Raw genomic sequence first — 20,117 nt, 5'->3', positions numbered from 1 at the left:
GCATGCCCCGCGCGCGGCCGGCAACCGGGCAGGCGCGCTAGCGCGCTGCGGTCGCCGCACGGCAGGCTTCGTGCGCCAGATCGCCCAGCGTGCGGATCGCGGCCTCGATGCCGGCTTCCCAGGGATGTCCGTAGTTCAGGCGCAGCGCGCTGCCAAACTGGCCACTGGCCGAGAAGATCGGGCCGGGCGCCACGCTGATGCCGCGCGCAAGCGCCTGGCGGTGCAGCGACAACGCATCCACGGCGGCGGGCAATTCCAGCCACAGGAAGAATCCGCCCTGTGGGCGCGTCACGCGCGTGCCGGCGGGAAAGGCCTGTGCGATGGCGTCGGCCATGCGCTCCTGCTGCGCCTGCAAGGTCTGGCGCAGGCGACGCAGGTGGCGATCGTAACCACCCTGTTCCAGGTATTCGGCAATCGCGCCTTGCGCGGGGCTCGACGCTGACAGCGTCGATGACAATTTCAGGCGTTGCACCTGTTGGGCGTAGCGTCCGGCGCTGGCCCATCCGATGCGATAGCCGGGCGCCAGGCATTTCGAAAACGACGAGCAATGCAGCACCAGTCCGCGCGTGTCGTACGCCTTTGCGGGTACGGGCCGTGTCGTGCCGAAGTACAGCTCGCCATAGACGTCGTCTTCGATCAGCGGGATGTCGTGCCGCGCAAGCAGGTCGACCAGTTGCCGCTTTCGGTCGTCGGGCATCAGACAACCCAGCGGATTCTGGAATTGCGTCATCAGCCAGCAGGCGCGCGGTGCGTGACGCAGGATGGCAGCCTGCATCGCGTCCAGGTCGATGCCGGTGCGTGGATGGGTTGGGACTTCCAGCGCTTTCAGGCCAAGTCGTTCCAGCGCCTGCAGCGCACCGTAAAAGGTGGGCGCCTCGACCATGACGGTGTCGCCCGGCTGCGTGACCGCTTGCAGGCAGAGGTTCAACGCCTCCAGGGCGCCGTTGGTGACGACGATGTCGCTGGCGGGCAGGTTGATGCCGCCGATCAGGTAGCGCAGCGCAATCTGCCGGCGCAGGCGCGGATTGCCGGGCGCCAGGTCTTCGACGGTGTCGCGCGGATCCTGGCGCTTGAGATGCGCAGCCATGGCCTGCGCCAATCGCGGCAATGGAAACAGAAGCGGAGAGGGGAAGGCCGAACCCAGCGGCGTGACGTCACGGTTGCGCACCGAGCCGAGGATGTCGAAGATCCGCTCGCTGATCGCCAGTTCGGTGGATTCGCCGTCGGGACACGAGGCGCCCGGTTCGGGCGGCAGCGATTCGGCGGGGGCGTTGACGTAATAGCCCGAGCGCGGCTGTGCACGAATCAGGCCGCGCGCTTCGAGCAGGTAATACGCCTGAAAGACGGTGGAGGGGCTGACGTTGCGCGTGGCGCACGCGTCGCGCACCGAAGGCAGCTTGTCGCCGGCCCGCAGGACGCCGCTTGCGATCGACGCGGCGATCTCGTCGGCCAGGGTTTCGTAAAGGCTCACGATGCCGCAGGGCGACGTTGCGGGCTCATTTGCTGCTTTGGAGAATCGCCATGGCCTGGCGTTCCATGAACTCGCCCAGCGTGTCGATGCCGCGCAGTTTGAGGATCGTGTTGCGCACTGCCGCCTCGACCAGCACGGCCAGGTTGCGGCCCGCGGCCACTTGCAGCATCACCTTGCGCACGGGCAGTCCCAGCATGTCCTGCGTGATGTCCTGCAGCGGCAGGCGCTCGAACTTGTCCTGCGCCGTGGCGCGCACCAGGTGCACGATGAGCTTGAGCCGCATCTTGCGGCGCACCGACGTTTCGCCAAAGATCGTGCGGATGTCGAGCAGGCCCAGGCCGCGGACTTCGAGCAGGTTCTGCAGCAGTTGCGGACAGTGGCCTTCGATCATGTTGGGCGCGGTGCGCGAGAACTCGACCGCGTCATCGGCCACCAGCCCGTGCCCACGCGAAATCAGTTCAAGGGCCAGTTCGCTCTTGCCCAGACCCGATTCGCCGGTGATCAGCACGCCCAGTCCCAACACGTCGAGGAACACGCCGTGCACCGTGGTGGTGGGCGCGAGCTTCTTGCCGAGATAGATGCGCAACAGGTCGATGAGCTGCGCGGCGGCCACCGGCGTGGACAGCAGCGGCACCTGGTGCTGGTCGCACTGGTCGACCAGATCTTGCGGCGGCGTCAGGCCATCGGCCAGCAGAATCGCCGGCACGCCACCGATCAGCAGCTCGTCCATGTGGTGCATGCGGCGGCGCAGGTCGAAGCGCGTGTAGTACGCCAGCTCTTCCTGGCCGAACACCTGGATGCGCGACGGGTGGATCAGGTTCAAGTGACCGACGAGGTCGGCGGCTGCCATGCCATCGTCGGGAATCGCGCGGTCTGCGGCGCCCTGGCCCGAGATCCAGTTAAAGGGGATTTTGTCGGCGTTGTCGTCGACGAGTTCCTGCACCGTGAGCATGGCAGCGATTCCGCGTGGGATCAGAGTTGGCCGGTCGTGAGCATTTTGTGGACGATGGCCGGATCGGACTCGGTGGCCAGGGCCTCGCGCAATGCTTTGTTGGACATCAGCTGGGCGAGTTCGGCCAGGATGTCCAGGTGCTGCTGCGTGGCGTTTTCAGGCACCAGCAGGCACAGCAGCATCGACACGGGCTGTCCGTCGGGCGCGTCGAAGGTGATGGGCTGAGCAAGACGGATGAACGCCGCCAGTGCCTGCTCCAGACCTTTCACACGGCCATGCGGTACGGCCACGCCCTGACCCAGGGCGGTAGACCCCAGGCGCTCACGGGCAAAAAGGCTGTCGAACACGAGGGCGCGTGCCAAGCCGTTGTTGTTTTCAAAAAGCAGACCGGCCTGTTCGAACGCACGTTTCTTGCTCGTGGCGAGCATATCGAGCACGACGTTGCCGGCGGGGAGGATGCGCGACAAATGATTCATCGGGGCATTATAGGGTTATATGACGCACTGCAACAATCAACCGACCCGGGCCTCGGAAGACCGAGATGCCAGCGGGACCACAAGAGCGACAGCATAGTCTGATCGCGATACCTTGTGGACATTCCTGGGGCTGAGAGGGTTCCCCGAGAGGCACGTATCGGACAAAGGCAGGGAAAACGCGAAGAGGCCGTCGGGCGGCAGCGGATGAAACAGGGGGGGATTGGGTAATGCAGGAGGGGAGTTTGCCGATGCCCCGGCTGGACGCAAGGTCTAGCGGGACACCGGGACTTAGGCAGGATCCTGGGATCGCTGTATTGCTAGTCGCTCAGGTGAGCGGTCATGAAGCGCGTTACTGCTGGGGTGGCGAGAGTGTCGCCGCTTGCCGCTTCACGGACTCTGCTGAATGACTCCTTACCTTGTCCTTGTGCTTGATGACCTGACGGTCGACTTTGTCAGCAAGAAGGTCTATGGCTGCATAGAGGTTTTCATCGGTTGCTTCACAATGAATGTCCTTGCCGCTCAGACGCATGGTGATTTCGGCTCTATGTCGCAGGGGCTCTACTGAGAGCATGACCTGGGTATCGATGACGTGATCGAAATGCCGCAGCACTCGCGCCAGTTTGTTCATGACATATTCCCGGATGGCCGGGGTGACGTCGAGGTGACGACCGCAGATGCTCAGGTTCATAGTGTGCTCTCCTTCTAAAAGAGGAAAAAATTGCGCAAAAGGCGCGGTGGGGTCGTAGGCGTTCTCCTTCAATAAGCAGGGTTCGTTTAGCTCTAGTGTATAGACTCGGGCCGATAAAACAAGCTGACCTACCGCAACTTCATGGCATTTTTATGGCTGAGCCCGAGGGCGTATGGCGGTCTATTTTTATGCGTTACGGGGTCTTTCAGACCGTGGTTACATACGGAAGTGTTCGCCCAGGTACACCCGGCGAACGGCGGGGTCGCCCACGATTTCTTCGGGGTGGCCGTCGGTCAGCACCTTGCCTTCACTGATGATGTAGGCGCGGTCGCAGATGCCCAGGGTTTCGCGCACGTTGTGGTCGGTGATCAGCACCCCGATCCCCCGGCCCTTCAGGAAGCGCACGATGCGCTGGATTTCGATGACCGCAATGGGATCCACGCCGGCGAACGGTTCGTCCAGCAGGATGAAGCGCGGACTGGTGGCCAGCGCGCGCGCGATTTCGACGCGGCGGCGTTCACCGCCCGACAGCGAGATGGCGGCGTTGCTGCGGATGTGTCCGATCTGCAGTTCTTCGAGCAGCGATTCCATCTGTTCGTTGATCTTCGGGGTCGACAGCGGTCGGCCATCTGCACCCACTTGCAGTTCGAGCACCGCGCGGATGTTCTGCTCAACCGTCAGGCGGCGGAACACGGAGGCGTCCTGCGGCAGGTACGACAGACCCATGCGCGCGCGCTTGTGGATGGGCATCGCGGTGATGACGGAGCCGTCGATTTCAATGCGGCCGGCGTCCGCCGGCACCAGGCCGACGATCATGTAGAAGCTGGTGGTCTTGCCTGCACCATTGGGGCCCAGCAGGCCGACGACTTCGCCGCTGACCACGGACAGGGACACATCCTGCACGACGGTGCGGCCGTTGTAGGTTTTGCGCAGTCCGGTTGCGCGCAGGCTGCCCTGCTTGACGCCCGAAGGGGCGGAGGTCACGGGGGTCGGCACTGAAGGTTGATTCATCGTGGCTGCGATTGGTGTTGCGGGAGAAGCGCTTCAGCGCCCTTTCTTGGCTGCCTGCTGCTTGCGGCATTCGGCGACGGCGGCGTCCAGCTTGGCGCGCGGTTCGGCCAGCGACCTCACGCGTCCGCCAGCCGCGGCGGAGTTCGGGCCGCCTTGCGCTTCGTAAGTACCGGACTTCTCGTTGTAGCGTACCCGTTCGCCGCGAATGGTATCGAACGGTTTCCCACAGACGTAGCGGGTCACGATGGCCTGGCCGATCAGGTCGAACGTGCTGTTGGTGCCGTCGTATTCGGCGCGCAGGCCCTTGCCTTCGATGAGTTCGAAGTTTTCGGGGCGCTCCTGGCGGATGGTGACGACCTTGCCCTTGTTGGCCGTGGCCGTGCCGTACTGGTTGCCCTTTGCATCCTCGTTCATCTGCAAGGTGTCGGAGGTCAGCGTCATCAGGCCACGCGTCATGTTGACGTTGCCGGTGAACACGCTTTGTTTCTTCACGTCGTCGTAGTGCAGCGTGTCCGACAGGATCAGCGTGCTGGGCTCTTCGGCCGGCGCGGCCGCTTTCGGTTCCGCCGCGTGGGCCGGCGCAAGCGCGCAGGCCGTCAACAGCACGGCGCCCATCAGGCGGGTGGTCGGGGCGAGGAAGGTCCGAAGGTCGGTCATGGTTTGTTCTGGTTGGAGTTGTTGGCTGGAATTTCGGTGCGGCGCTGCTGTTTGCCTTCCGAACCGGCAATTTCCACGTCGGTCGATGCCGAAACCTGCAATTGGCGAGTCTTGTTGTTGTAGTGCATGCCCGTGCCCTGCATGCGCGAGCGGCCCTTAAGAACCGTGGCAGGCAGGTCGGTGAAGACCACGTCTTCATCGGGCAGGATGATGAGCTGCTGGCTGCGAACGTCCAGCATGTCGTTCTCGGCGTCGGGCTGCCGCAGCACATGGGCATCGCCTTGCATGACGATGCGCTTGCCGCCTTGTTCCATCACGGCCGTCTTGGACACCGCCACCGTGATCGGATTGGACTCGCGCTGGCCCACGGCGCGGGGCGCCGTGACGTGATACGAATCGTCGTCGGGGAAGTGTTCCATGTACTCGCCTTCCAGGCGGTTGATGGGCTTGCCCGTGGGATCTGTGCGCAGCATCACGAAATTGCGCGACCACGCATCCATTTCATGGGTGACGCGGCGCGGCGGGTCCACCTGGATGGCGCGCTGCGCGTAATCGGCCGCCCACCACGAACTGGTGACCAGCACCAGCAGCAGGAACAGCGCGATCAGTGAGGGAAAGCGTTCTTTCATCGGGTGCGCCGCGAGGGCGTATTCGTTACGCGCGGAATCACTGGATCGCCCCGGGGCCGAGCAGGCCCGGCGCAGCCAGGAAGGCGCCCAGGCGGCCTTGCGAGGCCAACAGGAGATCGCAGCATTCGCGCACGGCCCCGCTTCCGCCGGGCAGGGTCGAAACCCAATGCGCGGCCTGGCTGACGTAGCCGGGGGCGTTGGGCACGCTGGCGGCAAAGCCCGCGCGCTGCAAGGCCGGCAGGTCGATGATGTCATCGCCCATGTAGCCGGTTTGATTCAGTTGGACACCGCAGCGCTGCGCAAGTTCGGTCAGGGCGGTGCCCTTGTCGCGTACGCCCTGGATGACTTCGGCGATACCCAGTTCGGCCGCGCGGCGCGCGACGATGGGGCCGGAACGGCCCGTGATCAGCGCGACTTTCAGTCCGCCTTCCATCAGCAGCCGCAGCCCGTGGCCGTCCAGCGCATGGAAGCGCTTTTGCAGTTCGCCGCCCTCGCCGTAATAGAGGCTGCCATCGGTCAGCACGCCGTCCACGTCGAAGACCATCAGGCGCACGGCCGCGGCGCGCTCACGCACGATGGCGGGGATACGGGCAAGCACCAGCGCTTCGGCCGGGTGATTCAGGGAAGCAGAGAGGTTCATAGTCATACCACTTTAGCGGCCATCAGATCGTGCATGTGCAATGCGCCGACCAGCGCGCCGTCATTGTCCATCACCAGCATGTGATTGAGCCGTTGTTCGTCCATCTGCCGGGCGGCCTCGACGGCCAGCGCCTCGGGATTGATGCTGCGTGGCGATCGCGTCATGCCGGCCTCGACGGTCAGGCTGCGGATGTCGCCGTGCCGCGCGATGAGGCGGCGCAAGTCGCCGTCGGTAAAGATGCCCAGGGGGCGGTGCTGCGTGTCGGTCACGACCGTCATGCCCATGCCCTTGGCCGACATGACCTCCAGGGCCTGCGACACCGAGGTGCCCGCCGTGACGATGGGCAGGGCGGTTCCCTCGCGCATGACGTCGCGCACATGGGTGAGCAGCCGGCGGCCCAGCGCGCCGCCCGGATGCGATCGGGCAAAATCCTGCGGCCCGAATCCGCGCGCTTCCAGGCAGGCGACGGCCAAGGCGTCGCCCAGTGCCAGCGCGGCCGTGGTGCTGGCGGTGGGCGCCAGGTTCAGCGGGCAGGCCTCTTGCGCCACGCTGGCATCCAGATGGATGTCGGCCTGGCGGGCCAGTTCGGATTGCGGGTTGCCGGTGATCGCCACCAGGCCGGCGCCCATGCGGCGCACCACGGGGAGGATGGTCAGCAGTTCCTCGCCCGAGCCCGAATAGGAGATGGCGATGAGGACGTCGTCGCGGGTGATCATGCCCAGGTCGCCATGGACGGCCTCGGCGGCATGCACGAAGAAGGCAGGCGTGCCGGTCGAGGCCAGCGTCGCGGCGATCTTGCGGGCAATGTGTCCCGTTTTTCCGATGCCACTGACGACCACTCGGCCGCGGCAGGCAAGCAGCAGGTCGACGACCCGCGTGAAGCTGTCGTCCAGCCGGGCGGACAGGTCCAGCAGGCCCTGGCTTTCAATCTGTAGGGTTCTGCGCGCGGATGCCAGCGCGGTGCCGGACGATGAGGTGGGATGGTCGGTCATGGGGCGGATTTTAATCGCAGTATGCTAGTTTGCCCCGCGCAGGGGCGTATGGCATGCTGGCGAGTCTTTCAACGGCTTTCAAACTTTCCTTCCAGGCCCGCTCCATGTCCAGCATTTCCAGTCCCGTCCTTGGCACGCCACTGTCCCCCTTGGCCACCCGCGTCATGCTGCTGGGTTCCGGTGAACTGGGCAAAGAGGTCATCATCGCCCTGCAGCGCCTGGGCGTCGAAGTCATTGCGGTGGATCGGTATGCCGACGCCCCGGGCCATCAGGTGGCGCACCGGGCGCATGTGGTCTCGATGACAGACCCGCAAGCCCTGCGGCAGATCATCGAGCAGGAGCAGCCGCACGTTATTGTCCCCGAAATCGAGGCTATTGCCACCAGCCTGCTGGTGGAACTGGAAGCGGCCGGCGTGGCGCGGGTCACCCCGACGGCCCGCGCGGCCCAGCTCACCATGAATCGCGAGGGTATCCGCCGTCTGGCGGCCGAAACCCTGGGTTTGCCGACCTCGCCGTACAGCTTCGTCGACACCGAGGAAGAACTGCGCCAGGCCATCGACGGCGGCATCGGCTATCCGTGCGTCATCAAGCCGGTCATGTCGTCCTCGGGCAAGGGCCAGTCGGTCATCAAGAGCGCCGACGACGTCGCATCCGCCTGGCGCTATGCCCAGGAAGGGGGCCGGGTTGGGGGCGGCCGCGCCATCGTCGAAGGGTTCATCCGCTTCGACTACGAAATCACGCTTCTGACCGTGCGCGCCCGCGGCGCCGACGGCCAGGTCGAGACCCGGTACTGCGAGCCCATCGGCCACAAGCAGGTCGACGGCGACTACGTCGAAAGCTGGCAGCCGCACCCCATGTCGCCCGCAGCGCTGCAGCGCGCTCGCGACATCGCATTGGCTGTTACGTCCGAACTGGGCGGCCTGGGGATCTTCGGCGTCGAGCTCTTCGTGGCGGGCGATCAGGTCTGGTTCTCGGAAGTCAGTCCGCGTCCGCACGACACCGGCATGGTCACCATGATCACGCAGGTGCAAAACGAATTCGAACTGCACGCCCGCGCGCTCCTGGGGCTGCCCGTCGACCCCAGCCTGCGCCAGCCGGGCGCCAGCAGCGTCATCTATGGCGGTGTGGAAGCTAAGGCAGTGACCTTCCACGGCGTGGCCGAGGCGCTGGCCGAGCCCGGCACGGACATCCGTCTCTTTGGCAAGCCCGAATCCTTCGTCAAACGCCGCATGGGCGTGGGGCTGGCCGTGGCCGAGGACGTTGCCGCCGCCCGTGCCAAGGCCAAGCGCGTGTCCGCCGCCGTGACCGTCAAGGCCGGCTGACCGCCGTGAACCTGCGTCGCTAATGGGATAACGCCCGCCGTTCCCGCCGCTTTTTCCCCCGAAGAAAGCCACCCGCCACCCGGCCGGTGGCTTTTTTGTTGTCCGCTGCCGCCCGCCAGGTGTTGTATGGCTGTCACGTTCGGCGGCTAATTTGCCCTGCGCGTCCTCTGAATGACGTGGGTTTGCGCCCTTGCCCCTGCGACAAGTGTGGTTTGCGCTTTCTCATCGTTTGTTCGATAATTTCAGAAATTTCTGAAAGCAACGTAACTGCATATGTCGTGCAGCGCGTCGTTGTGTTACCGGCTGATCCTCATGGCGCTTTCCCCCCAAATTGAACGTTTTGTCCTGCACTTCGGTGAAATGGGCAGCCGCTGGGGCGTGAATCGCACGGTCGGTCAGATCTATGCCTTGCTATTCCTCGCGCCGCAGCCGCTCAACGCCGACGACATCGCCGAAGCCCTGGGCTTTTCGCGCTCGAATGTCAGCCTTGGCCTGAAAGAGCTGCAATCCTGGCGCCTGGTCAAGCTGATCCATCAGGTGGGCGACCGCCGCGACTACTTCGAGACCCCCAAGGACGTCTGGGAAATCTTCCGCATCCTCATGGAAGAGAAGCGCAAGCGCGAAGTCGATCCCACCCTCACGCTTCTGCGCGACACGCTGCTGGAGTCGCCGTCCGGCGCGGACGAGGCTTACGCGCAACAACGAATGACCGAAATGCTGGAGCTCATCGAACTATCCACGGGGTGGTTCGATGAGGTTCAACGGCTGCCGCCCGAAACCCTCCAAAGCCTCATGAAACTTGGTTCCAAGGTGCAGAAGGTGTTGGGATTCGCCGGCAAATTGCGGGGCAAGGGCTGACCCGTCACGCCTCGATTTTTCAGGAAACCTCTATGAAGTTGTATGCAACGCCCCTAACATGGCGCGTCAGACGGCCTGGGAACCATGCCGGTTGCCGCAGCGCGTCGACGCCTTGGGAGCAGCCTCATGATTGATCTCGATGTCGTGAACCTCTCGCGGTTCCAGTTCGCCGCGACTGCGCTCTACCATTTCATCTTTGTCCCGCTCACGCTTGGCCTGTCGTTCATTCTGGCCATCATGGAAAGCGTGTATGTCATGACCGGACGCGCCATCTGGAAAAAGATGACGATGTTCTGGGGCACGCTGTTCGGCATCAACTTCGCGCTGGGCGTAGCCACCGGCGTGGTGATGGAGTTCCAGTTCGGCATGAACTGGTCCTACTACAGCCACTACGTCGGCGACATCTTCGGCGCGCCGCTGGCGCTTGAAGGGCTGATGGCGTTCTTCCTGGAAGCCACCTTCGTCGGCCTGTTCTTCTTCGGCTGGAACCGCATGTCCAAGGTCAGCCACCTGGCCGTGACCTGGCTGGTTGCCTTCGGCACCAACTTCTCGGCCCTGTGGATCCTGATCGCCAACGGCTGGATGCAGAATCCGGTCGGCGCGATCTTCAACCCCGACACGATGCGCATGGAAATGACCGACTTCGCCGCGGTCATCTTCAACCCGGTCGCGCAAGCCAAGTTCGTGCACACCGTCAGCGCCGGCTACGTGGCGGGCGCCATGTTCGTCATGTCGATCAGCGCCTGGTATCTGCTGCGCGGCCGTCATATTGATCTGGCCAAGCGCTCGATGGCGGTGGCGGCCAGCTTCGGTCTGGCCGGCGCCCTGTCGGTGGTCGTGCTGGGCGACGAAAGCGGCTACCTCACCACCGAACACCAGAAGATGAAGATCGCGGCCATGGAGTCCATGTGGCACACCGAGCCCGCGCCTGCGTCGTTCAACCTGTTCGCCATCCCGAACCAGGCCGAGCGCCGCAACGATTTCGCGATCGAGATTCCCTACGTCATGGGCATCATCGGCACGCGGTCGCTGACCACGCCGCTGCTGGGGATCAACGACCTGATCCTGCGCGCCGAGAATCGCATCCGCGACGGCATGGTGGCCTACGAGGCCCTGCAGAAGATCCGCGCCAATCCCAAGGACGTCGATGCCCGCATGGTGTTCGACAAGACCTGGCCGGACCTGGGCTACGCGCTGCTCGTCAAGCGTCACCAGCCCGACATCAGCAAGGTCACCGAGGCCGACATCAAGCAGGCCGCGATCGATACCGTGCCGACCGTGGCGCCGCTGTTCTGGGCGTTCCGCATCATGGTCGCGGTGGGCATGTACCTGATCGTGTTCTTCGGCGTCGCGTTCTGGCTTGCCTCGCGCGGCCGTCTGGACAAGCGTCCGGCGCTGCTCAAGGTGGCGTTGTGGAGTCTGCCGCTGCCGTGGGTCGCGATCGAGAGCGGCTGGTTCGTCGCGGAATACGGCCGCCAGCCCTGGGTGATCGAAGGCGTGCTGCCGACCTATTACGCGGCATCGGGCCTGACGATGACCGACCTCGTCATCAGCCTGTCGATCTTCCTGGTGCTGTACACGATCCTGCTCATCATCGGCGTGAAGGTCATGCTGCATGCCATCAAGGCCGGACCGAAATCCGACGGGCCGGCGCCGGGTGATGCCGCCGCCGATCCCGTCCACGCCGCCGTGCGCGCGTAAGGGGAGAAACGCAAATGGATACCCTGATTCCTTTTGACTACGGCACGCTGCGCGTGGTGTGGTGGGTGCTGCTGGGCGCATTGCTCATCGGCTTTGCCGTCATGGACGGCTTCGACCTGGGCGTGGCGGCGCTGTTGCCGGTGGTCGCCAAGACGGACGCCGAGCGCCGCATCGTGATCAACGTGGTGGGGCCGGTCTGGGAAGGTAACCAGGTCTGGCTCATCACGGCGGGCGGCGCCATCTTCGCCGCGTGGCCGTTGCTGTATGCCGCCTCGTTCTCGGGCTTTTACCTGGCGATGATGCTGGTGCTGCTGGCGTTGATCTTGCGGCCGGTCGGGTTCAAGTACCGCAGCAAGATGGAAGGCACGCGCTGGCGCAACCGTTGGGACGCCGTGCTGTGCTTCTCCGGCGTGGTGGCTTCGCTGGTGTTCGGCGTGGCCATGGGCAACGTCATTCTCGGTGTGCCGTTCACGTACGACGCGATGACGCTGCGCCCCATCTATGAAGGGCACTTCTTCCAGCTGTTCATGCCGTTTGCCCTGCTGGCCGGCGTGCTGAGTGTGGTGATGCTGGCCATGCACGGCGCGGTGCTGCTGGCCTGGCGCACGGATGATCCCGTGTCCTCGCGGGCGCGAAACTGGGGCCGTCTGTGCGCGGTGCTGACGGCGGCGCTGTTCGTGGCCGGCGGCTTCTGGGTGGCGGGCGGCGTGCCGGGCCATGCGATCACCAGCGCGGTCGACATGGGCGCGCCGTCGGATCCGATGCTCAAGACCGTGTCGGTGCAGACCGGCGCCTGGATGGCCAACTACGCGAAGTGGCCGTGGATGTGGATTGCGCCCGCGCTGGGCGTGGCCGGCGCCGTGCTCGCGGCCCTGCTGCTCACTGTGCGCGCCAACATGCTGGCATTCCTGTCGTCCTCGGCGTCCATTGCCGGCGTGATCCTGACGGTGGGTTTCTCGCTCTTTCCGTTCATCATGCCGTCGTCGACGAATCCGAAGGCCGGCCTGACGATCTGGGACGGCTCGTCCAGCCACCTGACCCTGTGGATCATGGTGATCGCGGTCGCCATCTTCCTGCCCATCGTGACGCTCTACACCGGCTGGGTGTATCGCGTCATGCGCGGCAAGGTCACCCATGAAACGGTGGGCGATTCGCCCAACTCGTACTGATAAAGGAGCCTCCACCATGTGGTATTTCTCGTGGATCCTCGGCCTCGGCCTGGCGTGCGCATTCGCCATTCTCAATGCGATGTGGTTCGAGCTGCGCGAAGGTCAGACGCATGACCCGAAAGCCAGCCGCGACGTCGAGTGAGTAACGGCGCAAGCAGCCTCGAGCACGACCCGTCAGCGTCTCTGCAGAAGCCGCCGCGCGAGCAGTCGCGGTGGCTGATGGGGCTGGCCCGGTCGGCTCGGTTCCCGCTGATGCTGGCGGGCGCCGCGCCGCTGGTCAGCGGCGCCCTGCTGGTCGTGCAGGCCTGGCTGCTGGCCAGGGTGCTTGATTCGGCCATCGTCGGTCATGTGCCGCGGCATGAACTGATAGGCGGCATCGCCGCCATCGCAGGGCTGATGCTGGTGCGCGCATGCATCACCTGGGCGGGCGAGCGCGCTGGCGCGGATGCGTCCGAACGCATCAAGCGCCACGTGCGCCAGTCCCTGTTCCAACGGCTGGTGCAGAAAGGCCCCTACTGGAGCCGCGGCAAGGCGTCGGGTGAACTGGCGAGCGCCGTGGTCGACCAGGTGGAGGCGCTGGATGGCTTCTTTGCCAAGTACCTGCCCGCGATGGCCGCGGCGGCAATGCTGCCGGTAGCCTTCTCGGTGGTGCTGTTGCCGGTGGATGTGATCGCCGGTCTGGTGCTGTTGATCACCGCGCCGCTGATTCCGCTGTTCATGGCGCTGGTGGGGTGGGGGGCGCAAGGCGCCAGCCGCCGTCACCTGCGGGCCTTCGCCCGCCTGTCGGGCTTTTTCGCGGACCGCCTGCGCGGGCTGTCCACCCTGAAACTGTATGGGCGCGCGCAGGCCGAGGCGCAGTCCGTCGTGGCGGCCAGCGATGCGCTGCGCCAGCGGACGATGTCGGTGCTGCGCATTGCGTTTCTGTCGTCGGCCGTACTGGAATTCTTCGCCGCCCTGGGCGTGGCGGGTGTTGCGGTGTACATCGGCCTGACGTACCTGGGATTCCTGGACGTGCGCTGGTCACCCCTGACGTTGCAGGCCGGGCTGTTCTGCCTGTTGATGGCGCCCGAGGTCTATGCGCCGCTGCGCCAGTTTGCCGCCCACTATCACGACCGCGCGACGGCGCTGGCTGCCGTGACGCAGATCGCCGTCCTGTTCGATGGCCTGCCGCAAGCCGATGCCGAAGACACGTCCGCACTGCGCGGCCAGCCCGCGCACGCGGGCAAGGGCGCGGTGGTCACCGTGGAAGGTCTGCGTGCCGAGGCGCCGGGCCGTGGCGAGCCGGTGCTTGAAAATGCTGCCCTGGTCCTGGCGCCGGGTGAGCACGTGGCGCTGATGGGACCGAGCGGCGTCGGCAAATCCACGCTCATCGAGGCCATCGCCCGTCTGCGGCCGGCCAGCGGCGATATCCGCATCGATGGCTTGCCGCTGGCGCAATGGGATGAAGCCGCCTTGCGCCAGCGCGTGGCGCTGATCGGCCAGCGGCCGCAGTTGCTGGCCGGTTCGATCGCCGACAACATCCGGCTGGGCCAGCCCGGCGCCACGGATGCACAGGTGCAGGACGCCGCGCGCCGCGCCTGCGTGCTGGAATTCACGCAAGACCTGCCGCACGGCCTGGATACCGCGCTGGGCAGCCGCGGCCATGGCTTGTCCGGCGGACAGGCGCAGCGTGTGGCGCTGGCCCGTCTGTTCCTGCGCGACCCTGGTCTGATCCTGCTGGACGAACCTACCGCGCATCTGGATGAAGCGACGCAGGCTCGGGTGCTGGACGAGATTCTGCAATTCTCCGCTGGCCGCACCCTGGTGCTGGCGACGCATTCGCCCGCGGTGGCCGCGCGATTTGGCCGGGTGGCGCGCGTCGCCAACGGCACGGTGAAAGACGCATGAAGAATCTGTTGCTGCTCCTGCCCTTGTATGCGCGCCGCAAAGGCGGGCTATTGCTCGCATTGTTCTGTGCGCTGGCGACCGTCGCGGCCGGCGTCGGATTGCTGGGCGTATCGGGCTGGTTTCTGACAGGCGCGTTCCTGGCTGGCGCCGGCAGTGTATTCAACCTGTTCGCGCCCTCCGCGCTGGTGCGCGGGCTGTCGTTTCTGCGCATCGTGTCGCGCTACGCCGACCGCGTGGTTGGGCATGCCGCCACCTTGCGCCTGCTGGCGGATCTGCGCGCCATGGTGTTTGCGGCGCTGACCCGGCTGACGCCGCGCCAGCTTTCGCGTTATCGCAGCGGCGACCTGGTCGCCCGCATGACGAACGACGTCGATGCGCTCGATACGGTCTTTCTGTTTGTGCTGGCGCCGCTGGCCACCGCAATGCTTGCCGGGGCGGTGCTCACCGCCGTGCTGGGGCAGTGGGTGCCGGCCGCAGCGCTGATTTTTGCATTGGCCCTGTTGACCGCGTGCGTGGTGGTGCCCCTGTGGCTATTGCGCGCGGCGCGCAAACCGGGCGTGTCGGCGCAGGAAAGTGCGGCAGGATTGCGCGCTGCCACGCTGGACGCCGTGGAGGGTCACGCGGACATGGTTGCCCTGCATGCGCAGGCGCAGACGCTGGCGCACTTCGAGCGTCTGTGCGAGGCAAGCGCTCTGGCGCGGCGCAGCCAGGCACGGGTGGCGGTGCGCGGACAATGGTTTCTGCAGGTGGCCGCAGGTGTGGCGGTGATGGCGCTGCTGTGGTTCGGTCTGGCCGGGCTTGAGTCGGGACGGATCGAAGGCCCTCTCCTGGCCGGTCTGCTGCTGGCTGTCATCGGCATTTTCGAGGTTGCCGGCCCGATCATGCGGGGCGCATCCCGGATGGGTTCCGCGATGTCGGCGGCGGCGCGCATCCGCGAGATCACGCAAAGCGAACCCGACATGCAGGATCCGGCCATGCCGCGCCCGCTGCCCACTCACGGCACGTTGGAGCTGGCAGGTGTGCGCTTTGCATACCCGGCCCGCGCAGCGGGCAACAGCGCGCCGGTGCTGCAGGACATCAACCTGCGGATCGAACCGGGCGAACGCGTGGCGATCGTGGGGGCCAGCGGCGCGGGCAAGTCCACGCTGCTGCATCTGATCCTCAGGCTCGAGGATCCGCAGGGCGGGCAGGTTAGGTTCGGCGGTTGTGATGCGCGCGAATGCGCGCAGGCGGACTGGCATCGGCGGATCGTCCTGCTGTCGCAGGATGCGCCGGTGTTTCTGGGCACGCTGCGCACCAATCTGTTGATCGGCGATCCCGATGCCGACGACGCCGCGTTGTGGCGCGCCCTGGACGCGGCACGGCTTGGCGATTTCGTGCGCGGCCTGCCCGATGGCCTGGACACGTGGGCCGGCGAGACGGGCTCGCAGTTGTCGGCCGGGCAGGCACGGCGCCTGTGTCTGGCCAGAGCCTTGCTGGCGCCTGCCGCCGTCATCGTGCTGGACGAACCGACCGCGGGCTTGGACGCCGCGGCCGAAACCGCGTTCTTCGCGGATCTGGCGCAGGCGGTACGCGGGCGCACCGTGGTGCTGGCCACGCATGCGGCATTGCCCGAGGGGGCGGTGCATCGTTGCCATGTGTTGCGCGATGGGCAATTGCATGACATGTCATCAAGCGCGGCAATCCTGGCTTAAGCGCAGCGGCGCGGTTATAGTTCGCCTTGCTTCAATTCTTCAGGGCCGATTCCATGCAGACCGACAACGCCGAGTTCATCCGGCGCACCATCCGCAGCGTTCCGGACTGGCCCCAACCCGGTGTCACGTTCCGCGACATCACGCCGGTGCTGCAGGACCCTCGTGCGTTCCGTGTCCTGATCGATCTCTTCGTCTATCGCTACATGCGCCAGCGCCTGGATCTGGTGGCGGGCGTGGACGCGCGCGGCTTCATCGTGGGCAGCGTGCTGGCTTATGAACTGAATCTGGGGTTCGTGCCCGTGCGCAAGAAGGGCAAGCTGCCCTATCGCACGGTGGCCGAGGAATACTCGCTGGAATACGGCAATGCCGCCGTTGAGATGCATACCGATTCGGTCCGCACGGGCCAGCGCGTCCTGCTGGTGGACGATCTGATCGCCACCGGGGGCACCATGCTCGCGGCCATCAAGCTACTGCAGCGCCTGGGCGCCAACGTGGTGGAAGCCGCCGCCATCATCGACCTGCCGGATCTTGGCGGCTCGGCCAAGGTGGCCGCGACCGGCACGCCGCTTTACACGGTCTGTCAGTACGGCGCGGACACGACGTCGTAGTCCGCGTCGTCGTGATGGCGCCGCAGTTCGGCGCCGTCCTTCGGTGCCGTCCTCCGGCACTGCCCTTCAGCACCGCCATCCAGCACTGTTTGCTTGCTACGCCTCCGACAAGCGAGGCTGGATGAAGTCCAGGAACGCCTTCGTCTTGGCGGGCAGCATGCGCGAAGGCAGCAGCGCAAACAAGGGCAGGGGCGTCAGACTCCATTCCGGCAACACGCGCACCAGGCCCGTCTGCTTGATGGCGCGTTCCATCGCATCAAACACCAGCAGCGGCGTGATGCCCAGCCCCTGGCCGGCCAATCGCCCCAGCATTCCCACGTTATTGGCCGACAGGCGGCCAGACACCTGAACGCGTTCCACCTTGTCGCCCGAATGGAGCATCCAGAAGGACGACTCCTCGCGCATGGTCGGGCGCAGGCATTCGTGGTGCGTCAGGTCTGCCGGCACGCGCGGCTCTCCGTGGCGCGCCAGGTATTCGGGCGACGCATAGAGCTGGTGCGCCATCAGCACGATCTTGCGCGAGATGAGGCTGGAATCGGGCTGCTGTCCAAAGCGCAGGATCAGGTCGAACGGATTGCTGATGGGGTCGATCGGGCGCATGCTCAGGTCGAAGTCGCACTCGATATCGGGATGCTGTTCGCGGAATTCGCGGATCACGGCAGGCAGGAACAACTGCGCAAGACTGGTGGGCAGCGAGATCCGCAGACGGCCCTTGGGCTGCACCGCCATGTCCAGCAACTGATCGTGCGCGATGCGCGCCTCTTCGACGATGTGCCGGCAGCGTTCAAAATAGATGGCGCCCGCTTCGGTCAGGTCGATCTTGCGGGTGCTGCGATTGAGCAGCCGCATGCCGACACTGCGTTCCAGTTCGCTGACCCGGCGCGACAGCGTGGAGGTCGGGATATTCAGGGCTTCGGCGGCGTGGCTGAAGTTCTTGCGCTTGGCGACCTCGACGAATAGCGCGATGTCGTTAAGCTGGATGTCCATGAATGCCCTCGAGACTCAAATTTCCATTTCTGGCAGATTCGTATGATAAATGGAATTATTGTCCCGCCAGTAGAAATGTCTATTTCTCCGGATTGCACAACAGTGCCACGCGCTCCGCGTTCAGATTGCGTTACCTAGCTTGCGCGAAACTGAATGAACTCAACGCGTGCGCGCATGGTGCATCAGTCTAGCGAGCGGGTTTGCATGCCGCGTCCCCCACGGATACGACTTGCAATTGTCCCATCCGTGCAAATATGTTCACCAAATTAAGGGTTTTTACTAAGCGCTAATAACCAGATACTTCGTCCCAGCAATCAAATTGTCATATCGAATGCCGCCAACCCGGCGCAAGACGATGTGCAACGTTTAGGATGGAGTCATCTCAATGAAAGCCCTAGCAACCGCACTCATGGTTACCGCAACCCTGGTCGGCATGTCCGCCGCTCACGCCGATGGCAAGACGCGTGAACAGGTCCAGCAGGAACTGCAAGCCGCCAAGGCCGCAGGCACCGTCACCTTTGGTGAACTGGACTATCCGCCCGCCGTTACTCAGTCCACCAGCCTGTCGCGTGAACAGGTGCAGCAGGAACTGCAAAGCGCCAAGGCCGCAGGCCAGGTGACGAGCGCTGAACTGGATTACCCGCCCAAGACCGTGGCGCAGACCGCCGGCAAGAGCCGTGCAGAAGTCCGCCAGGAACTGGCCGACGCCAAGGCGCGCGGCGAGTACACGTTTGGCGAACTGGACTACCCGCCCAAAGGCCGCTGAGTTTCAGCGCTGGCGCGCCGCGCCGCCCGGCAGGTCATTGAAAGAACCCCTTGTGACGCCGAGGGGTTTTTTTGTGCCCCGCGTTTCTATCTGCTCGGAAACACTGTGGCGTTTACGCCGCATAACTATTCCGCCCGCACTACATATGTTGCCGGCAGGAAGGACAAGGAAAGCCGCCTCTGATCTTGCGATGCACTGATGCGAGCAATGATTCATATTTGAGATCAAGGCCTTAGCGAGCTTTTTGGAATAAGGCGAGCCTTCAGTTTCGCGTCATTATCCCAGCCATGGAAAGTAGTTCGTCGAAATCCGGGTTACTACGAACTGCTACAAGCCGGACACTACGCCCAGTGCATCGCCGCTCGATTCAACTTGCGGCATGCGAGGGCCCGCGGTGTTCGGCGGCGCCCCGCAATGCGCCTTTCATCTCGCCATTTTGGGGATTCAAATGAAGAAGACGTTTTTGGCCGTCGCGTTGCTGACCGGCTTTGCCGGCGCCGCGCAGGCCGCCGATTCCGTGACGCTGTACGGCTTGATCGATGCTGGCCTCGGTTACGAAAAAGTGAAGTTCAAGGGCAACTCGCAAAGCCGCATCGGTGCAGTTCAGGGCGTGAGCAGTGGTTCGCGCTTTGGCTTGCGCGGCACGGAAGACCTGGGCGACGGCCTGCGCGCCGTGTTCACGCTGGAAGGCGGCTTCGGTCCCCTGAACGGCAAGTCGCTGCAGAACGACCGTTTGTTCGGCCGCCAAGCGACGGTTGGCCTGGACAGCGATTCGTGGGGCCGTCTGGAATTCGGCCGTCAAACGAACCTGGCGTCGAAGTACTTCGGCTCGATCGACCCGTTCTCGATCAGCTACAACAACGCCAACATGGGTACGACGTTCGGCAGCGCCAACACGATGCGCCTGGACAACATGGTCCTGTATCAAACCCCCAGCCTGGGCGGTTTGAAGGTCGGCCTCGGCTACGCGTTCAGCGCGGACGACACCGTGACCGACACGACGCAGAAGGGCTTCGCCACGGGCAACAACAACCGTGTGATCACCGCTGGTGTGCAATACGTCAACGGCCCGCTGAATCTGGCGGCCGCCTATGACCGCTTCAACCCGTCCAACGACCGCGTCGGCGGCAAGGATGCGGCGCGCATCCAGGAATACATCGTTGGCGGTTCGTACGACTTTGAAGTCGTGAAGATCGCGGCGGCTTTCGGCCAGACCCGTGACGGCTGGTTCGTCGGCCAGAACATGGGCACGACGCCCGACGGCATGAACAAGCTGGGTTCGTTCAAGCTGGCTGATGGCTTCCGCGCCAACTCGTACATGATCGGCGCCACCGTGCCGATGGGCCGCCACGCCGTGTTCGGCTCGTGGCAGCGCGCCACCGCCAGCAACGACAAGCTGACGGGCGACGACGCGACGTTCAACGTGTACAGCCTTGGCTACACGTACGACTTCACCAAGCGCACGAACCTGTACGCGTACGCCTCGTATGGCGACAACTACGCGTTCCAGCACGACGCGACCGACACGGCTGTCGCCGTCGGCCTGCGCCACCGTTTCTAAGCGTCAGCACGTCCGGCTGGACCTTGCTGAATGTGCGGGCCATTCTCC

Annotated in this window: 20 protein-coding genes; 10 read left to right on the top strand and 10 right to left on the bottom strand. The window is 64.8% G+C overall.

The annotated features are described in order from the left end of the window. Positions 1-37 precede the first annotated feature (37 nt). From B3446_RS25980 to B3446_RS25940, 9 genes are all read right to left on the bottom strand, one after another. The gene (locus B3446_RS25980; RefSeq protein WP_291386793.1) at positions 38-1,471 is read right to left on the bottom strand and encodes a PLP-dependent aminotransferase family protein; all 1,434 of its coding nucleotides are present in this window, start codon (positions 1,469-1,471) and stop codon (positions 38-40) included. Positions 1,472-1,496: 25 nt separating this feature from the next. Continuing rightward, positions 1,497-2,423 carry an HPr(Ser) kinase/phosphatase gene (gene hprK / locus B3446_RS25975; protein WP_006216298.1) on the bottom strand — a complete coding sequence of 309 codons (927 nt, stop codon included), beginning with the start codon at positions 2,421-2,423 and terminating at the stop codon, positions 1,497-1,499. Between the two features lie 20 nt (positions 2,424-2,443). After that, positions 2,444-2,899 carry a PTS sugar transporter subunit IIA gene (locus B3446_RS25970; protein ID WP_191578449.1) on the bottom strand — a complete coding sequence of 152 codons (456 nt, stop codon included), beginning with the start codon at positions 2,897-2,899 and terminating at the stop codon, positions 2,444-2,446. Positions 2,900-3,248: 349 nt separating this feature from the next. Next, the gene (gene hpf / locus B3446_RS25965) at positions 3,249-3,587 is read right to left on the bottom strand and encodes a ribosome hibernation-promoting factor, HPF/YfiA family (RefSeq protein WP_056319592.1); all 339 of its coding nucleotides are present in this window, start codon (positions 3,585-3,587) and stop codon (positions 3,249-3,251) included. A gap of 216 nt (positions 3,588-3,803) precedes the next feature. Next, on the bottom strand, positions 3,804-4,598 hold the full coding sequence (gene lptB / locus B3446_RS25960; protein WP_191578448.1) for an LPS export ABC transporter ATP-binding protein: 795 nt from the start codon (positions 4,596-4,598) through the stop codon (positions 3,804-3,806). A 33-nt stretch (positions 4,599-4,631) separates the two neighbouring features. Beyond that, a complete protein-coding gene (lptA, locus tag B3446_RS25955) occupies positions 4,632-5,255 on the bottom strand; it encodes a lipopolysaccharide transport periplasmic protein LptA (protein WP_291386780.1) in 624 nt (207 codons plus the stop codon). Beyond that, entirely contained in the window at positions 5,252-5,884 is a 633-nt protein-coding gene (gene lptC, locus B3446_RS25950; RefSeq protein WP_291386778.1) for an LPS export ABC transporter periplasmic protein LptC, read from the bottom strand. The genes lptA and lptC overlap by 4 nt, the downstream gene beginning before the upstream one ends. A 37-nt stretch (positions 5,885-5,921) precedes the next feature. Further along, entirely contained in the window at positions 5,922-6,530 is a 609-nt protein-coding gene (locus B3446_RS25945; RefSeq protein WP_175122037.1) for a KdsC family phosphatase, read from the bottom strand. After that, entirely contained in the window at positions 6,527-7,516 is a 990-nt protein-coding gene (locus tag B3446_RS25940; protein ID WP_175122038.1) for a KpsF/GutQ family sugar-phosphate isomerase, read from the bottom strand. Before B3446_RS25940 ends, B3446_RS25945 begins: the two co-directional genes overlap by 4 nt. A 104-nt stretch (positions 7,517-7,620) precedes the next feature. On the opposite strand from B3446_RS25940, the gene purT reads away from it, so the two are divergent. The 8 genes from purT (at position 7,621) to B3446_RS25900 (ending at position 16,755) form a co-directional block, all read left to right on the top strand. Then, positions 7,621-8,838, top strand: a complete 1,218-nt coding sequence (gene purT / locus B3446_RS25935; protein WP_191578445.1) for a formate-dependent phosphoribosylglycinamide formyltransferase — start codon at positions 7,621-7,623, stop codon at positions 8,836-8,838. A gap of 312 nt (positions 8,839-9,150) precedes the next feature. Then, positions 9,151-9,696 (top strand): GbsR/MarR family transcriptional regulator, encoded by a 546-nt coding sequence (locus tag B3446_RS25930; protein WP_175122040.1) that lies wholly within the window; start codon positions 9,151-9,153, stop codon positions 9,694-9,696. Positions 9,697-9,822: 126 nt separating this feature from the next. Further along, complete coding sequence (locus tag B3446_RS25925; protein WP_175122041.1) at positions 9,823-11,397, top strand: cytochrome ubiquinol oxidase subunit I; 1,575 nt, start codon at positions 9,823-9,825, stop codon at positions 11,395-11,397. A 14-nt stretch (positions 11,398-11,411) separates the two neighbouring features. Then, on the top strand, positions 11,412-12,566 hold the full coding sequence (gene cydB, locus B3446_RS25920; RefSeq protein WP_175138996.1) for a cytochrome d ubiquinol oxidase subunit II: 1,155 nt from the start codon (positions 11,412-11,414) through the stop codon (positions 12,564-12,566). A 16-nt stretch (positions 12,567-12,582) separates the two neighbouring features. Continuing rightward, entirely contained in the window at positions 12,583-12,708 is a 126-nt protein-coding gene (cydX, locus tag B3446_RS25915) for a cytochrome bd-I oxidase subunit CydX (RefSeq protein WP_175122043.1), read from the top strand. Continuing rightward, complete coding sequence (cydD, locus tag B3446_RS25910; RefSeq protein ID WP_409558289.1) at positions 12,705-14,453, top strand: thiol reductant ABC exporter subunit CydD; 1,749 nt, start codon at positions 12,705-12,707, stop codon at positions 14,451-14,453. Before cydX ends, cydD begins: the two co-directional genes overlap by 4 nt. Beyond that, entirely contained in the window at positions 14,450-16,147 is a 1,698-nt protein-coding gene (gene cydC / locus B3446_RS25905; protein ID WP_291386771.1) for a thiol reductant ABC exporter subunit CydC, read from the top strand. Before cydD ends, cydC begins: the two co-directional genes overlap by 4 nt. A gap of 53 nt (positions 16,148-16,200) precedes the next feature. Next, on the top strand, positions 16,201-16,755 hold the full coding sequence (locus B3446_RS25900) for an adenine phosphoribosyltransferase (protein ID WP_191578441.1): 555 nt from the start codon (positions 16,201-16,203) through the stop codon (positions 16,753-16,755). 96 nt (positions 16,756-16,851) lie between these two features. Here B3446_RS25900 and B3446_RS25895 read toward each other — a convergent pair whose 3' ends face one another. Next, positions 16,852-17,742: a LysR family transcriptional regulator gene (locus B3446_RS25895; protein ID WP_175138999.1), complete on the bottom strand. Its 891-nt coding sequence runs from the start codon at positions 17,740-17,742 to the stop codon at positions 16,852-16,854. A 385-nt stretch (positions 17,743-18,127) separates the two neighbouring features. Here B3446_RS25895 and B3446_RS25890 point away from each other — a divergent pair, with 385 nt between their 5' ends. Further along, on the top strand, positions 18,128-18,508 hold the full coding sequence (locus B3446_RS25890) for a DUF4148 domain-containing protein (protein WP_191578440.1): 381 nt from the start codon (positions 18,128-18,130) through the stop codon (positions 18,506-18,508). A 448-nt stretch (positions 18,509-18,956) separates the two neighbouring features. Further along, positions 18,957-20,069 (top strand): porin, encoded by a 1,113-nt coding sequence (locus tag B3446_RS25885; protein ID WP_175122047.1) that lies wholly within the window; start codon positions 18,957-18,959, stop codon positions 20,067-20,069. The last annotated feature ends 48 nt before the right edge of the window (positions 20,070-20,117 follow it).

It is taken from the genome of Achromobacter sp. UBA5777 (genome assembly GCF_002418565.1).
GTDB classification, from domain to species: Bacteria; Pseudomonadota; Gammaproteobacteria; order Burkholderiales; family Burkholderiaceae_B; genus Achromobacter; species Achromobacter animicus.
Note: the sequence above shows the minus strand (reverse complement) of the source record. Positions and strands in the feature narration are given on the sequence as shown.

What these genes read in the sequence shown, in the direction of transcription:
- B3446_RS25925 (WP_175122041.1), top strand. Translation starts at nt 9,823, where the DNA reads ATGATTGATCTCGATGTCGTGAACCTCTCGCGGTTCCAGTTCGCCGCG.
- B3446_RS25930 (WP_175122040.1), top strand. Translation starts at nt 9,151, where the DNA reads ATGGCGCTTTCCCCCCAAATTGAACGTTTTGTCCTGCACTTCGGTGAA.
- B3446_RS25940 (WP_175122038.1), bottom strand. Translation starts at nt 7,516, where the DNA reads ATGACCGACCATCCCACCTCATCGTCCGGCACCGCGCTGGCATCCGCG.
- B3446_RS25970 (WP_191578449.1), bottom strand. Translation starts at nt 2,899, where the DNA reads ATGAATCATTTGTCGCGCATCCTCCCCGCCGGCAACGTCGTGCTCGAT.
- cydX (WP_175122043.1), top strand. Translation starts at nt 12,583, where the DNA reads ATGTGGTATTTCTCGTGGATCCTCGGCCTCGGCCTGGCGTGCGCATTC.
- cydB (WP_175138996.1), top strand. Translation starts at nt 11,412, where the DNA reads ATGGATACCCTGATTCCTTTTGACTACGGCACGCTGCGCGTGGTGTGG.
- purT (WP_191578445.1), top strand. Translation starts at nt 7,621, where the DNA reads ATGTCCAGCATTTCCAGTCCCGTCCTTGGCACGCCACTGTCCCCCTTG.
- B3446_RS25890 (WP_191578440.1), top strand. Translation starts at nt 18,128, where the DNA reads ATGAAAGCCCTAGCAACCGCACTCATGGTTACCGCAACCCTGGTCGGC.
- lptB (WP_191578448.1), bottom strand. Translation starts at nt 4,598, where the DNA reads ATGAATCAACCTTCAGTGCCGACCCCCGTGACCTCCGCCCCTTCGGGC.
- B3446_RS25895 (WP_175138999.1), bottom strand. Translation starts at nt 17,742, where the DNA reads ATGGACATCCAGCTTAACGACATCGCGCTATTCGTCGAGGTCGCCAAG.
- B3446_RS25945 (WP_175122037.1), bottom strand. Translation starts at nt 6,530, where the DNA reads ATGACTATGAACCTCTCTGCTTCCCTGAATCACCCGGCCGAAGCGCTG.
- lptA (WP_291386780.1), bottom strand. Translation starts at nt 5,255, where the DNA reads ATGACCGACCTTCGGACCTTCCTCGCCCCGACCACCCGCCTGATGGGC.
- B3446_RS25900 (WP_191578441.1), top strand. Translation starts at nt 16,201, where the DNA reads ATGCAGACCGACAACGCCGAGTTCATCCGGCGCACCATCCGCAGCGTT.
- lptC (WP_291386778.1), bottom strand. Translation starts at nt 5,884, where the DNA reads ATGAAAGAACGCTTTCCCTCACTGATCGCGCTGTTCCTGCTGCTGGTG.
- B3446_RS25885 (WP_175122047.1), top strand. Translation starts at nt 18,957, where the DNA reads ATGAAGAAGACGTTTTTGGCCGTCGCGTTGCTGACCGGCTTTGCCGGC.
- cydC (WP_291386771.1), top strand. Translation starts at nt 14,450, where the DNA reads ATGAAGAATCTGTTGCTGCTCCTGCCCTTGTATGCGCGCCGCAAAGGC.
- hprK (WP_006216298.1), bottom strand. Translation starts at nt 2,423, where the DNA reads ATGCTCACGGTGCAGGAACTCGTCGACGACAACGCCGACAAAATCCCC.
- hpf (WP_056319592.1), bottom strand. Translation starts at nt 3,587, where the DNA reads ATGAACCTGAGCATCTGCGGTCGTCACCTCGACGTCACCCCGGCCATC.